The organism is Alkalihalobacterium sp. TH-98, assembly GCF_057473385.1.
This window is the reverse complement of record NZ_JBYCKM010000053.1, coordinates 1-16832: the sequence shown is the minus strand read 5'-3', so window position 1 is coordinate 16832 and position 16832 is coordinate 1. Positions and strand designations below refer to the sequence as shown.

Genomic DNA, 16832 nt, shown 5'->3' with positions numbered 1-16832 from the left:
TAATGATACATCATCATTTCTGGGTGAAAAAATAGAAAACTATTAAACTGGAAACTTTCTAAACAGGGAATTGAAGTCGGAATGAAGTTCCTTTATTTACTTCACTTTCTACTGAGATTTCACCTTTAAAATGGTTGACGAGTTTATACACCATAAACAAACCGATCCCTTGACCAGTTTCTTCTTCATTTAATTTATGATACTTTTGAAAGAGCTTATTCAAGTTATCAGATGAAATCCCAATGCCTTGATCAATTATATCAATCACGAGTTTGTTGTCTTTAATAAAACTATTTAGGTAAATCGTGCTGTCCTCAAAGCTGTATTTAATTGCATTACTTAATAGATTAGAAATGATTAATTTAAAACCCATATTATTCCCGTGAATGATTGTATTACTAGGTACACGCAAGTCTGACTTAATGTTAATGTTTTGTGTTCGCGCTTTAACCATCATAATTTCATATACTTCTTCTAACAGCGGTTGTACTTTTATGAGTTTCATTTTCCAAAACGTATCACTCGTTAACATTTGTTCCGTTTGGATAATATGGTGAATTTCGTGGTCAATTGCTACAGAATAATCTTCAATTAAACTTAATCTAGCTTGGACATCTGGATCATGTAATTCGGTTTTTAATATAGTAGCAAATGACTTAATGACTGTTAGTGGATTGCGGACTTCATGAGCTACGACATGAATAAAATCTAACTTTTGCTTATAGAAGTCTAGTTCAGATTCAATCTCCCGTTGTGTCGCTAATGAAGGAAACACTGTTTGCTCATTTCGTTGATATAGCGATGATTTTACAATCTCATTATCCGTCATGAAGTACGGGTGGCTTTTCATCATTTCTGTAAGAATATAGGAAGGGACAGAATTGCCGTCATAACAACAGACCGTCATATATCCGATTTCACTTACAGTCAGGTCACATTCGCATTCATATGTATGTAGTTTTTCTAAAATATTCGGTTGATCCTTCCATTCCACGAGCCCCCAAACCCGCGCGCATAGATTTTCATTAACAAACGGTTGGACTGTAGTCTTAAAGTTTTCCAATACTCTATCAAAACGAAAATCTTGGTATTTTTGATAAAATTCATAGTTATTAACATAGTGGAGATAAGGTTTAAACTCTTCTTCGCTTAATTGTTCAGATAACTTATGTATTGCGGATTCAAATCGGGCTGGTGTTTCAATGACAATTGCGTGTTGATTTAATTGAATAGCACTGAAGATAAATGATACGAGATTTTCTAAATAGAGTTCTTCCGATTGGTAAAAATAGAGAATGTGTGAGCCTTCATTCACATGAATACTTTCCGTAAGTGCTATGGTTTTGGTAGCTATAGACATGATAACCTCCTTTATCCTATTAATCATATCATTTTTATCTTGCTATAACAATTTTTGGTTTAATAGACTATTATTGCATCTTTCGACAAGAAACTTCCTTTTGCATTTACCGACATTATGAATAAGTGTAAAATGAAAGGGCGAGGTGGATGCATTATGCACATTAAAGATATGTTTCAAAAGCCGATTGACCGGGATATAAAAGGTGTGGTTAAAGTCGGTCAAGATGATGAATTAAACGTATATCAAGAGTTGGATGAATATGTTATTACAAATGAGTTATCTGATCACTTTGAATACTTTTTTAAGGCATACAAAAAAGGAGTATTTGGCCATACCGATAAAATGGGTGTTTGGATTTCGGGTTTTTTCGGTTCAGGTAAATCGCACTTTCTAAAAATTTTATCGTATCTTTTAGCTAATAAAGAAATAAAAAATAAAAAAGCATTATCTTTTTTTGAAGAAAAAATTCAAGACACAGCAATCCTAGAAAACATGAAAGACGTTTCGACAGTCACGACTGATGTGATCCTTTTTAACATTGATGCCAAGTCGGACTCTGACTCCCAATTAAATAAGGACTCTATTTTACGAGTATTTAATAAAGCATTTAATGAGATGCAAGGTTTTTGTGGTTCTCTTCCGTGGATTGCCGATTTAGAGCGACAATTAGTAAAAGAAAATGTATATGAGGTTTTTAAGCTCACATTCAAGTCGATTGCAGGAGCGACATGGGAACAATCTCGTGAAAATCTGTACTATGAAGAAGAGGCGATTGTTCAAGCGTTAGCTAAAACGACAAAAATGAGTGAAGAGGCAGCACGGAATTGGTATAAAAAAGCTGAAGACAATTATAGTTTAAGTATTGAAAAATTCGCCCAGCGGGTTAATGAATATATAGAAAGTCAAGTTAACAATCATCATGTATTGTTTCTCGTTGATGAAATGGGACAATACATAGGCAACGACACCCAACTCATGTTGAACCTGCAGACCATAGTGGAACAATTAGGGATTTATTGTGCCGGGAAATGTTGGGTGTTAGTAACGAGCCAACAAGAAATAGACTCAATTACAAAAGAAAAAGGCGATGACTTCTCTAAAATTCAAGGTCGATTTAATACAAGACTTAGTTTATCAAGCGCAAATGTTGATGAAGTCATTCGTAAACGATTATTGGAAAAAAATGATACAGCGAAGCAAACTTTACAATTGTTATATCCGAATAAGCGATCGGTTATTAATAATTTAATTACGTTTAAAGAAGTACCTGAAATGAAATCGTTCGCAGATGAAAACGATTTTATTGATGTGTACCCATTCATACCTTACCAAGTTCACTTACTACAAAAAGTGTTCACTGGTGTCCGTGTTCACGGTGCTGCAGGAAAAAGCTTATCTGAAGGAGAACGCTCCTTACTAGGTGCTTTTCAGGAGTCTGCAATTGCTCATGCTTCCGATGAAGTAGGTACACTCGTCCCGTTTTCTGCTTTTTACGAAACGATTGAAGCGTTCCTTGAGGAGAGTATCCGCTCAGTGATTATTCAAGCAGAACAAACCAATCGATTAACTGATAAAGATGTTGAAGTCCTTAAACTCTTGTTTTTATTAAAATATGTAAAAGAAATTCCAGCCAATCTCGATAACATCACAACGTTGCTTGTAAAACATATTGATGAAGATAAAGTCGAGATAATGAAAACGATTCAAAGTTCCCTGCAACGACTCATTCGCGAAACATTAGTACAGAAAAACGGTGAAGAGTACATTTTCCTTACGAGTGATGAACAAGTTGTCAATCGTGAAATTAAAAGTATACATATTGATTTTGCTGAAACGATTCGTGATATTGGGCTCTTCATCTTTGAAGATATCTATAACAAAAAAAAGTTTCGTTATTCAACTCGTTATCACTTTCCGTTTAATACATATATTGATGATCTCGCCATACATCAACAAGGACATCCGTTTGGTGTGAAGGTCATTACTCCGTATTTTGAAGGAATAAACCCACTTCACGAAGCTGAACTTAAATCAATGTCACAGCGAGAAAATAATTTAATTATTAAACTTCCACAAGATACAACGTTGATTGAAGAAATGGAACAAGCGAAAAAGATAGACTCTTATTTAAGAAAAGCAGGCGGAACGACATTTACATCGACTGTTGACGAGATTAGGTTGAGGAAAAGAACAGAGTCAACTGATAGAAAGAAACGAGTAAAAACACTATTAATTGAAGGACTGAAAGAGGCGGACCTTTATGTAAACAATCAGGCGTTAAAAGTAAAATCAAAAAAACCTGAAGCGCGAATGAATGAAGCGATCAAAGTCCTGATTGAGTCTCTATATCATAAGCTTAACCAATTCCGACAACATACAGACTCAGAAAAAGATTTATCCCCATTATTAAATAGAACTAACGAACGGTGTTTGATTGAAGAAGACCCTAATAAGCTGGCACTAGCTGAACTAAATGCTTATATTAGTCGAAACAGCCAAAGAAATATTCCAATTACAATGAAGAGTGTTTTAACGTTTTTCTCCACCATTCCGTACGGTTGGCATAAATATGATATCGTTGCTTCTGTTATTAAGTTGTTTAAATCACAAAAAATTAATTTACTTTTAAACAAACAGCATATTGAGCTAGAAGATAAAGAATTTCTAAATTATTTAACAAAACGGGATTACATTGAGCAAACGTTCATAAAAGAACGAGAGAAAACACCGTCGAAATATATAAACAATATTAAAGACCTTTATAAAGAGTTAACAGGTGTGGCTGCGCCGCCTGCAGATGAAGAGCGATTACGAGGTTATTTTAATTCAGTAGTAGAAAAAGAGCTCAAAACAGTTATTAAAATATATGTAGATCGGTATGATAAAAAGCTTTATCCAGGAAAAGACCTATTGCTAGAAGCAGCGATGACATTTAATGAACTACTAGCTATTCCTGACACGCTCACCTGGTATAAAGCGGCCTATCAATTAAAAGAAGATATTTTAGATTATGTCGATGATAGAAAAGATATAAAACATTTCTTTGAAGAACAACAATCGATTTTTGACGATGCACTTGAAAAAATTGAGACTTTTGAGAAAAACCGATCGTACGTTATGGACGAGGAGATCATAAAAGCAATTAGGGACATGAAAAAAATTGTTCAGCAAGCAAACCCTTACGCCAACATTTACCAATTACCGGTTTTAATCAAACGGTTTGTTGATAAGTTCACCGAGTTATTAGAAATAGAATGTCGTCCTGTGCGCAAAGTGATTAAGGCTGATTATGAAAAAGTCATGAAAGAACTTTCTACAAAGCCATTTAAAAACGAGTTTTTACCGATCGTCAAAGAGCGCTTTGATGATTTAACACACCGGTTAGAAACTGTGAACACCTTTTATGAAGCCATTGCCATGAAAGAAGAAAGTGATCGATTAAAGCTACGTTCATTTAATGAAATCCATGCAAAAGAAGCGGAACTGAGACAGTCACAAGAAAAACGAATTATACCGACAGTACCATCTGTAACCAAAGTAAAACCGGTGGAACCGAAGTTGGAATTTAAACCGAAAACGACTCTAAATGTAAGCATGGCGAGTCTGTTACGGGAATCAACAACGATCGAAAATGAACAAGAAATTGACAATCTGCTTGACCAGATGCGTGAGCGCCTCAAAAAAGAATTAAAAGAAGATACGATCATTCGTTTAATTTAATAGAAGGAGAATTACATGAATAAATCTGCTATTCGAAAATTCGCTGTCCAAGCCCGAACGCAGCTGGTTATTGATATCGAACAAAAAGCGTATGAACTGGGAATAACTCCAAGCGAGTTTAAAGAAGCGGAAGTCTGTGAAGGGGGCTTCCGCGTCAATCAAAGAATTTTTCCCTCTTTTGAACTAAAACAACGAGAAGAGCTTATTGAGAAAATAAAAGAAAAAGGCTACGAGCAAATTATTGAAGAGGTCGCTTATACGTGGTTTAACCGATTGATAGCCCTTCGTTTTATGGAAGTGAATGACTACTTGCCAACAGGGGTTAGAGTACTTTCCTCAGAACAGCCCTGGAAATCAGAGCCAGATATTTTAGCAGAAGCACAAAACATCGATTTAGACATTAACCTTAATAGGGTGTACCGTTTTCAAGATTCTAACGACAGAGAAGGGCTGTTTAAATACTTACTCATTAAGCAATGCAACGCACTACATACGATATTACCGGTTATGTTTGAAAGAATTAACGACTATACCGAATTGTTATTGCCCCACAATTTATTACAGGAGAATTCAGTCCTCCAACTTCTCGTCACTTTAATTCCAGAAGAAGATTGGAAAGAGCAAGTTGAAATCATCGGTTGGCTGTATCAATTTTACATCTCTGAAAAGAAAGATGAAGTTTTTGCTGGATTGAAGAAAAAACAAAAGGTCACGAAAGAAAATATCCCTGCAGCTACACAGCTTTTTACACCCAAATGGATCGTGCAATACATGGTTGAAAACTCCGTTGGGCGTTTATGGTTAGAAACCTATCCAAACGAAGAATTGAAAGCAAACTGGAACTATTATATAGAAGAAATTGCACAAGACGCTCAAGCTCAAGCTCAATTGGACAGCTTGAAACATTCCGATTTAAAGACTGAAGAAATTAAGGTGTTAGATCCTTGTATGGGTTCAGGGCATATTCTTGTGTACGCCTTTGATGTTCTTTATGATATTTATGCAAAAGCTGGTTATTCTCCTCGTGAAATTCCAAAGTTAATCCTGGAAAACAATTTGTATGGATTGGACATTGATGACCGTGCTGCACAGCTTGCCTATTTTGCGCTCATGATGAAAGCAAGGAGCTATAACCGACGCTTATTTAGAGACTCAATTCAAGTGAACGTATGCTCCATCCAAGAAAGTAATGCAATTCCAATAGATGCAGTTGACTACTTTATAGACGCAACCAATGTTGAAGTCGATGCAACAGTTCAAATTGACTTAAACCATTTCATCGCTAGCTTCCATGATGCAAAAGAATATGGTTCAATATTAAAACTAGAAAATCTTCAATTTGCTGCAGTCGAGCAACGACTAGAAGACATCCGCACGAATGATTCAATTAATTTGTTTGAATCACAATATCGTGATGTCATTTTAGCAACTATTCCGCCGTTGCTTCAGCAGGCCAAATTACTAACAATGAAATATGATATCGTTATTACAAATCCTCCTTATATGGGTATAGGAAATATGAATCCTGTTCTTAAAAAATACATTGAAGAGCATTACAAAGAATCCTCCAATGATCTTTTCACTGTTTTTATGAAGCAGATGCACGAATTAGGAAAACCTGCAAGTTATATTGCGACAATTAATCAACATTCCTGGATGTTCTTAAGCAGATACGAACGAGTTCGATCGTTTTTAATGGAAACTCAATCGATCGTTTCCATGGTCCATCTCGGTGCACGCGCGTTTGAGGAAATCGGCGGGGAGGTCGTTCAAACAACATCGTATATCACTCGCAATACACCAATTGAAGATTTTACTAGTTGCTTTATTAATCTCGTTTCGTTTGGCACCCAAGAAAAAGAACAGCAAATGATGAATACAGAAAATTGGTTTATTAAAAAAATCAATCAATTCAAAGGAATTCCAAAGCATCCATTTGCTTATTGGACAAGTCAAACAATGCTTGAAAATTTCAAAGTGTACCCGTCGATTGAAACGGTTATAGACAAAGCTGGCTCAGGAAACAAAACGGCGAACAATGAACGTTTTTTACGGTTTGCATGGGAAGTTAATCATGAAGAGATGAACAAGCGTTGGTTTTTATATGCAAAAGGTGGAAGGTTAAGAAAATGGTATGGGAACTTAGAGACTATTATTGATTGGTCAGATGAAGCAAAGACATTTTACCGGGATAATCCGACGTCAAACTTATTAAACCAAGAATATTGGTTTAAAGATGGAATTACCTATACGGATTTAACGACACGTGCGTTTAATGCGCGAGTACTTTCAAGCAATACTCATTTTGATATGGCAGGACCCGCCTTGTTAGTTGAGCATGAAGGGGATCGACTCTATCTACTAGGGCTGTTAAATTCCGTTGTTGCAAATGAAGTATTTAAATTATTAAATTCAGGCCTGCACGTTAAATTAAACGACGTGGTACGCATTCCGTTTGTCAGTCCACCTAATGATGTGAAGGAACAAGTAATAGCAATCGTCACAGAAAACATCGAAATGGCAAAAGAAGATTGGGATTCTTTTGAGACCTCAGTTGATTTTAAAAAACATCCATTTTTACAGCACAATCAAGGTACGCTTGAAGAAACATTTACAAACTGGAGAAATTATACGACTGTACAATTTGAACACTTAAAAGCAAACGAAGAAAAGCTAAACGAAATATTCATTCAGTTGTATCGTCTAGAAGGGGAATATTCTCCAGCAGTAAAGGAAGATGAACTTTCCATTCGGGTTGCTGAGCGCGAACGGGATGTAAAATCTTTCATCTCCTATGCAGTCGGTTGTATGTTCGGAAGATACTCACTCGATGAAGACGGCCTTGTTTTTGGAGGGGGAACATTCAACCCGAGCCATTATGAAACATTTAATGCGGATAAAGATAACGTTATTCCAATCACAGACGATGAGTATTTTGTTGATGATATCGTCATACGTTTTGTAGATTTTCTTAGTGTAACGTTTGGCGAAGAGAAACTCGAACAAAACCTCGAATGGATAGCGGATGCTCTTAATAAAAAAGGAACAGAGTCCTCCAGACAAGCCATTCGACGATACTTTATTAAAGACTTCTATAAGGACCATGTACAATTGTATAAAAAACGTCCGATCTATTGGCAATTTGACAGCGGTAAACAAAATGGATTTAAGGCACTCATTTATATGCACCGATATGATGAGGGGCTTGCCGCGCGCGTCCGTACCGAGTACCTTCATCTGTTACAACGAAAGTACGAAGCAGAGTTGGAGCAATTGAACAACTTTTTAAGTGAAGATATTTCAGCTCGTGAGAAAACCATAACGAACAGAAGAATTGACACCATTGAAAAGCAACTTATCGAAACACAACACTATGATCAAGTCCTTGCTCACATCGCAACTAAATGTATGATGATTGATTTATCAGCTGGGGTTAAGAAAAATTATATGCAATTCCAGAACATTAAGGTCTTTCAAGCAGCAGAAAAAAAGCCTGAGAAAAAAATGAACGTATTAGCTGACGTAAATTTATAGGGCAGATCTTGTCACGGGTGCGGAAGTATTAGAATGAAAGAAGATAAAGTGTTTAATAATCAGTAAGATAAGCAGGGATTAGGAGGCTTTGGAGCGAAAGTGAATTCTATCCCCGTTTAACAGGTGCTCAGACTCCCACTTCAAGTCTTTGAGGAGGCAAAAAAGACGAAGGGGAGACGATTGAACACAGACTAAGGTGGCCTTAGTAACAACCCGATTGGTTCAACTAATTTTCAGTGGGGAAGAAGGATCCCCACTGAAAAAGTTTCAGTTTATGAACTATAAGTAAAATTACTTAGCAATGCGTATTGAAAGACATCTTAGGACCTCTTCTTCCTTACAATCATCACTAATAGAGTTACAGATCCGTAGACGACTAATTTGTAGAATCATTCCTAGTTTTTCACGAATAAGAATGGTCTTGTAGGAACCCAAATACATTCAGTCATGAATGGAGGATAGGATTATTATGAATCTAGCTGCACTTCGGAAGTTTGCTGTACGAGCAAGAGGGCAACTCATGGCTGATATTGAACAAAGAGCGTATGAATTAGGCATCACACGAACGGAAATTAAAGAACATGACGTTTTTCAAAGCGGGTTTCGTTTCCGAAATTATTTATCTCAGTCTGATGAGTTAAAGCAGCGTCAAAACCTTGTTACAAAGGTCCAAGAAAAAGGCTTTGATCATGTAATCGAAGAAGTAGCGTACACGTGGTTTAATCGTATTATCGCATTACGTTTTATGGAAGTGAATAATTATTTACCAACAGGAGTCCGTGTACTATCTTCGGATCAAGCGCAAAAAATGGAGCCGGACATTCTAACCGCTGCACTAGACCTTGATGATCTTAATCTAGAGCTAGATCAAGAAACCATTTTTCGACTGCACGACACCAAGAATACCGAAGCCTTATATAAGTATTTATTGATTAAGCAGTGCAACGCTTTACATACGATCTTACCGCTCATGTTTGAGAGGATTAGTGATTCTACTGAGATTTTATTACCTATGAATTTGTTACAAGAGCATTCAATCATCCGACTACTGATTTCATCGATACCTGAAGAGGATTGGAAAGACCAAGTTGAGATCATCGGATGGTTGTATCAATTTTACATATCGGAGAAGAAAGACGATGTATTTGCCCGTTTAAAGAAAAATGAAAAAATTACGAAAGAAAATATCCCCGCGGCCACACAACTTTTTACCCCTAAGTGGATTGTGCAATATCTAGTTGAAAATTCACTAGGACGGCTCTGGCTCGAAAACCATCCAAATGATGAATTGAAAAACAATTGGTCGTACTTTTTAGATGAGGTCGAACAAGATGTGTCAGTTCAACAGCAACTTGAAGTATTTAAAAATCCGTCATTACACCCCGAAGATATAAAAGTGTTAGACCCTTGCATGGGTTCGGGTCACGTTCTCGTTTATGCCTTTGATGTATTATATAAAATTTATGTGAAAGCGGGGTATTCACCGCGGGTTATCCCAAAACTTATATTAGAGAAAAACTTGTATGGGATTGACATTGATGATCGTGCTGCTCAATTAGCGTATTTTGCCTTGATGATGAAGGCAAGAAGCTATCATCGCCGGTTATTTAGCAGTCGAGTAAAGCTCAACCTCTGTTCCATTCAAGAAACGAACGGCATGCGAAAAGAAGTGGTCGATTATTTTCTTGAAACGGATAACCCTGAATTGACAACGCGCATTACACGAGAAGAAATAGAATATTTAATCAAGACATTTAAGGATGCAAAAGAGTATGGATCAATCTTAAAAGTTTATGAACTAGATTTTGAAGCGTATGAACAACGATTACATGAGATCGATCATGATAATACGAATAGTTTATCGAAAGCAGATGATCGCAACTTCATCCTTCAAGCCTTTCCTGGTTTAATTCAGCAAGCGAAATTTTTAAGCAGGCTATATGATGTAGTCGTAACCAATCCGCCGTATATGGGGGTCCGCAACATGAACACTCCAATGGCAAAAACATTAGAAAAACAATATCCTCATGCAAAATATGATCTATTTTCGATCTTCGTCGCCCGCGGAATGAAATTTTTGCGTGCGAACGGTTACAATGCAATGGTAACCATGCAATCATGGATGTTCTTATCTTCTTTTGAAAAATTTCGGAACGAATTACAAACAGAAAGTCACATTGTCACATTGAGTCATTTAGACAATATGGTAATGGGCATTGCCTTTGGGACTTCAGCTACGGTTTGGAGAAAATCAAGACTAGATTCATATAAAGGAGTCTACTGTAAAATAGAATTGGCTGATCTCGGTGACAATGGTGCACCTGCCGTTTTTCCGAACGAAGAAAAAATGAATGTGGCCTCCATGAACAAATTTCACTCTCTACCTGGGCAACCGATTACATACTGGATAGATGAAAAAATTCGAACGACTTTTAAAGAAGGGAAAAGTTTAGGAGAAATAGCGAGCCCAAGACAAGGTATGGCAACTTCTCATAATGATAAGTATCTACGGCATTGGTTTGAAGTTCCATTAGAAACGATTGGGTTCAATATAGAAAATAACGAGGAAGCGGCATTTTCTCTTAAGAAATGGTTTCCTTATAACAAAGGCGGTAAATATCGCAAATGGTATGGAAATGAAGAATATGTCGTGAACTGGGAAAATAATGGTCGTGAAATTAAGGAGTATGCAGCTTCCCTATATAATAGCTATTCTCGTACGGTTAAGAATATCGATTACTTTTTTAAAGAGTCGATCACATGGTCGAAAGTAACATCTGGGAAATTTTCTGCACGCTATATTAAAAACGGTTTTATCTTTGATGTTGCAGGCTGTTCGATTTTTGATTTAGAGCCTTATAATTATTATTTTCTTTCCTTGTTGAATTCAAAAGTGAACGAGACGTTGTTGAGCGCGATTAGTACGACAATTAACTTCGAAGTAGGGACAATTAAATCATTGCCAATTTTGTTACCGAATGAAGAGGATCTACAGATAATCAACGAATTAACCTCAACGTGTGTCGACATTTCAAGACAAGACTGGAATTTACATGAGTTGTCTTGGAACTTTAGTCGTCATCCATTTTTAGACGATAGTTGTAAAGCGAGTACGGTTAGAGAAACATTTAATCGCTGGACGATTTTTACAAATGAACAATTTAGCTGTTTAAAGACGTGTGAAGAACAATTAAATAAGACGTTTCTTAAAGTATATGGTTTAGAAGGACAAGTGACTGCCGAAATGAATAATGACGATATCGTTTTAACAACTTCTAATGTAGAAAGAGATGTCAAATCGTTTATTTCGTTCGCTGTTGGATGCATGTTTGGGCGCTACTCGCTTGATGAAGAGGGAATTGTATTTGCTGGGGGAACATTCGTTGCCTCACGATATCGAACCTTTGCTGCAGTTGAAGAAAATGTACTGCCAATAACTGATGACAAATATTTTGATGATGATATTGTGACAAAATTTGTTGAATTTGTAAAAGTAGGATTTGGGGAGGAGCACTTAGACGAAAACCTCCTATTTATTGCAGAAGCCTTAAAAAAGAAATCAAACGAGTCTCCTAGACAAGCAATTCGCAGATATTTTATAAAAGATTTCTTTAAGGACCACGTACAAGCCTATAAAAAGCGGCCGATCTATTGGTTGTTTGATAGTGGAAAACATAATGGATTTAAAGCGCTCGTTTATATTCATCGTTATGATGAAGAATTGGCCTCTAAGGTTCGAACCGGTTACTTACACTCACTTCAACGAAAATATGAAGCAGAAATAGACCGACTCGGTACGTTCATTCGGTCCGGTGGTGTTTCCACTGGGGAAAAAGCGGAAGCCCAAAAGAAGCTAGCCGACATCGAAAAGCAAATCATAGAATGCCAACAATATGATCAAGTCATTGCACATCTTGCAAGTCAAAAAATTACGCTAAATTTAGATGATGGCATTAAAGTAAACTATGCAAAATTCCAAAACATTAAAATCGCACAAAGTGAAAACCAACAACTAAAGAAGATGACCGTATTGGCAAACATAAAATAATCATGGTCGAGGTACCAGGTACCTTTATCACTGCAATAGGGTAAAGGTACCTGGTACCTGGTTTCATTTTTTGAGAATGGGGTATAGGTCTTATTAAAATTATATGCTTTAAGAAAATACTACTAGAATATAATTTTGGAGTTTAATAGGAAATCATTTTATAATAAAATAGAATAAATGTTCTGTAATTTATTGGAGTTTATATAGAGTGATGAAGACTGAGGAAATGGAGGAAACTGTTTATGGAGCAACTAGAAAGTTCGTATGAAAACATTACTTATTTTTGTAACCATAGTCCAATACCAATCATTGCAATCACGGTTGATGGTAGTATAGCGGTTGCAAATGACTTAGCAAATGATATATTAAATAATGGAAATAGTGTAGTAAGCGCTTCCTTTTATGATTTAATTCAACAAAGTTATTATGAAGTTATTCATCATTTGACTAATCAAATACATGAGATGAAGCATTCTTCTCGGTTGATTGAAATAAAAACTTTACATAAACAATGGCTGAAATTGCATTGTCGTTCTTTTTCCGAAAATGAAGCAAACCTTATACTTATCACGTTAGAAGATATTACGAAGCAAAAGCAGCGTGATTTATTATTAGAGCTAAATCAAACTGTTCTCAATATGATCGTTAAACGTGAGTCATTGCATAATATCCTGCAGCGTTTATCCACGATGGTTGAAGGCTATTTTGTTAGAAAAGCTTATTCGTCCATTTTACTTATAAATCAAGATAAAAAGATTAGTAAGATCGTTGCACCTAATCTTCCACACGAGTTTATTGCGCGGTTCTATGGTGAGAAAATTGGAGAAAAAGGTTCTTGTGGAACAGCGATGCTACGAAAAGAACCTATCATAACGCAAGACATTTTAACAGACCCATTATGGGAGGGATTTCGCACCCACACCGTAAGTTACGGACTTCACTCCTGCTGGTCTATTCCTATTTTTATTGATGAGGAAGTGGTGGGGGCTTTTGCTATCTACCATCCATATTCATCCGTCCCAACAGGACTAGAATTAGAAATGATTGAGATGTGTGCTAAGTTAGTAGGATTAGCTATTGAAAGAAAAGAAGGGGAAAAAAGATTACTCCATGAAACGGAAAAACGATTTAAGTTTGTAATGGACATTATTCCTGATTTAATCGTATTTAAAAATGAGAAAGGTCGCTGGCTTGAGGGAAATCAGACGGCAAAAGAAAAACTTCCAACTTTTCAATTTAGTCAAGCAGGTGACGAAACGAAGCCTTTATATCAACAATATCAATATTTCCTTTCTCAAGTAGAAGAAACCGACCAGTTAGTACTGGAGCTTAATTCACCTGTAAGAAGAGAGCTAAAATTCCCGCAAACGAATGGGGATGAGTTAGTATACGATATCATTAAAGTACCTCTTATAAGTGAGGACCACATACTAAATAAGGGAATCGTTGTTATTGGGCGCGATATAACAGAACGAAAGAAAACCGAACGACTGTTAGAGAGGAACGAACAACAATTTAAATCGTTGTTTGATCATAATCCGAACGGTATTTGTATTATGGACTTAAATGGAAAAATGACGAGCTGCAATCGTTCACTCGAACAAATTTTAGGGTATGAGTTTACGGAAATTAAGGAGAACACCTATCAATTTGTAAATCAAAGTGATGTAGAAAGAGCAAAGGCGTATTTCAATCAATCACTTACAGGGATTTCACAAGAATTTGAAACGACGATAAGACATAAAACAGGTAGAAATGTGTATTTAAAAGTTACAAACGTACCGATTATTGTCAAGGAAAACGTGATCGGTGTGTATGGGATTGTAGAAGATATAACAGAAAAAGTAAAATCACAAGAAAAACTCAAGCAAACGAAGGAATTTTTGGAATCTTTAATCTATCATAGTGCTGATTGTATTGGAACATTGTCATTAGACGGGAAGGTCCTACATGTCAACCCAGCGATCGAAAGTATTTATGGTTGGAAGCTCGAAGAAATTATTGGAAAGAAATATCCCGTTCTTCCAGACGAACAACGGGAAGAAATGAACCAAATTATTGAGAAAATAAAAGCTGGTAAAGATATTATCGGCATAGAGACAAAAAGAAAAAAGAAAGATGGTTCCATTATTGACGTCAGTATTACGTATTCACCATTACGAGATGGTACGGGTAATTTAATTGGCTTTACATCAGTTTCAAGAGATATTAGTGACCGGAAAAGAACAGATGAACTTTTAAAAAGGTCGGATAAACTATCTGTCATTGGTCAGCTGTCAGCTGCGGTAGCACATGAAATACGAAATCCACTCACATCTATAAAAGGGTTTATTCAGCTTTTTAGTGACCGTATCCAAAAAGAATATGCTGATTTAATGTTATCTGAATTAGAGCGAATTGAAGTAATTGTTACCGAATTTTTATCATTAGCTAAACCACAAGCTAATCTATTTTTAGAAAAAGACCCCGTACAAATTTTAAAAAACACATTGGCTATCATTGATACAGAAGCACTATTATATCAAATCGAAATCGAATGTGAAATTGATCCAAGTATAGATACCATCATTTGTAATGAACATAAAATTAAACAGGTATTAATTAACATCTTGAAAAATGCGATAGAGTCTATGCCAACAGGTGGTAAACTAAAAATTAAAATGAACAACAGTGATCCATACGTAAAAATAGAAGTTACGGATCAAGGATGTGGCATTCCAAAAGAAAAAATTAAAAGACTAGGTGAGCCGTTTTACTCAAGTAAAGATCATGGCACAGGACTAGGACTTATGGTTTGCTTTAAAATTATTGAAGAGCATAAAGGATTAATAGAAATTGACAGTGAAGTTGGAGAAGGAACAACGATTGTCATTCATTTGCCGATATATAAGGAAGACTAGAAATATAATAAAACTGCAAATAGACTTTAGTAAAGATCAATCAGTAGATTACCCAAACGGTTGGTCTTTTTTTTTGTTCTCTAAATTTTTTATTAACTCATTAATTTTAGTTTTAAAAGGTAAATGTACATTGTATTCAGATGATTAGTAGATAACTACATAGAGAAAAACAATAAAAAATAAGGTAATTGCCTAGAACCAATAATTTACAATTATCTATAATGCTATTATCTGCGAAAGGAGGTTAGGAACTTGGGCGAAAGAAAGGTAATGCGAAGAAAACAAAGACAGGAAGAACTATTAGAACAATTGGTATTATTGGATAATGTTGAAAAGGAAAGAGAAGAGCTTCAGCAAAGATTAGAACAGTTACAAGCTGAAGCTGAGGAAAATGAGAATACAAAAGAAAAGCTATTAGAGAAAATTGAAAAAATTGGAAGACGTTTAAATCGTGCAGAAGCACGTACTCAAAAGAAAGCAGATGCAGCAAAAAATGAAGAAGAAGTGGTTGAAGAAGAAAAACAAGAAACTAACTTACAGTAAAAAGGACAGTAGAATTATAAGATTAATAAAAGGCCTCGTTATATGAACTGAGGTCTTTTTTTGTTCTGTTTTAAGATGCTTACAGTTCTTGAGGATACGAGTCTGTAGTTATTAATACCAATTTAACTTTTTTTTTAGTTAAAACCTTTAATTTGAGGGTTTCACCTAGAACAATTAATTTTTTAAAAACTATAATGCTACTACATTTAGAAAAAGGAGGAGTAATTATTGAGTAACCATGATGAAAATTCCAGAGATGGTATGAGGGTAGACAGACTTAATGAAAGGCGAGAAAAACTTCTTGCTAAGCTAGATCAATTAGAACAGAGAAGTTTAAACCGCAATCATATTAATGTTAGGAAAAGAAGAGAGAAGATACTCTCGAAATTGCAACACTTAGAGGATCTTATTAATAGTTATATAGAGGTAGGTGTAGATAGCGATTTCGATTCTTTAGGTGTATCAGATTTAGGTGTTGGAACAATTGGCGGCGGATCTGACATTAACAATGAAGCCACTGCTATTGCCGATGCTGACGCTAATGCGGAAGCCAACGCCGAAGCCGATGCCGAAGCCGACGCTGATGCTGAAGCGGATGCCGATGCGGATGCTAATGCAGAAGCGGATGCCGAAGCGGATGCGGAAGCCGAAGCGGATGCTGACGCCGACGCCGATGCGGAAGCCGAAGCCGATGCTGACGCCGATGCGGATGCGGAAGCCGAAG

Annotated in this window: 7 protein-coding genes; 6 read left to right on the top strand and 1 reads right to left on the bottom strand. The window is 36.1% G+C overall.

The features are described from left to right. Positions 1 to 58: 58 nt before the first annotated feature. On the bottom strand, positions 59 to 1360 hold the full coding sequence (locus tag AC2VNP_RS20410; protein WP_486919089.1) for an MEDS domain-containing protein: 1302 nt from the start codon (positions 1358 to 1360) through the stop codon (positions 59 to 61). A 156-nt stretch (positions 1361 to 1516) separates the two neighbouring features. Between AC2VNP_RS20410 and brxC the strand changes: the two genes are divergently transcribed. The 6 genes from brxC to AC2VNP_RS20380 form a co-directional block, all read left to right on the top strand. Further along, positions 1517 to 5083 (top strand): BREX system P-loop protein BrxC, encoded by a 3567-nt coding sequence (gene brxC, locus AC2VNP_RS20405; protein WP_486919088.1) that lies wholly within the window; start codon positions 1517 to 1519, stop codon positions 5081 to 5083. Positions 5084 to 5098: 15 nt separating this feature from the next. After that, positions 5099 to 8617: a BREX-1 system adenine-specific DNA-methyltransferase PglX gene (pglX, locus tag AC2VNP_RS20400; RefSeq protein ID WP_486919087.1), complete on the top strand. Its 3519-nt coding sequence runs from the start codon at positions 5099 to 5101 to the stop codon at positions 8615 to 8617. A gap of 469 nt (positions 8618 to 9086) precedes the next feature. Next, positions 9087 to 12665, top strand: coding sequence for a BREX-1 system adenine-specific DNA-methyltransferase PglX (gene pglX, locus AC2VNP_RS20395; protein ID WP_486919086.1), 3579 nt, complete (start codon positions 9087 to 9089; stop codon positions 12663 to 12665). A 242-nt stretch (positions 12666 to 12907) separates the two neighbouring features. After that, complete coding sequence (locus AC2VNP_RS20390; protein ID WP_486919084.1) at positions 12908 to 15565, top strand: PAS domain S-box protein; 2658 nt, start codon at positions 12908 to 12910, stop codon at positions 15563 to 15565. A 252-nt stretch (positions 15566 to 15817) separates the two neighbouring features. Then, positions 15818 to 16108, top strand: coding sequence for a hypothetical protein (locus AC2VNP_RS20385; RefSeq protein ID WP_486919082.1), 291 nt, complete (start codon positions 15818 to 15820; stop codon positions 16106 to 16108). A gap of 228 nt (positions 16109 to 16336) precedes the next feature. Continuing rightward, positions 16337 to 16832, top strand: a 496-nt coding sequence (locus AC2VNP_RS20380; protein ID WP_486919081.1) for a hypothetical protein, incomplete at its 3' end; no start/stop codon positions are given.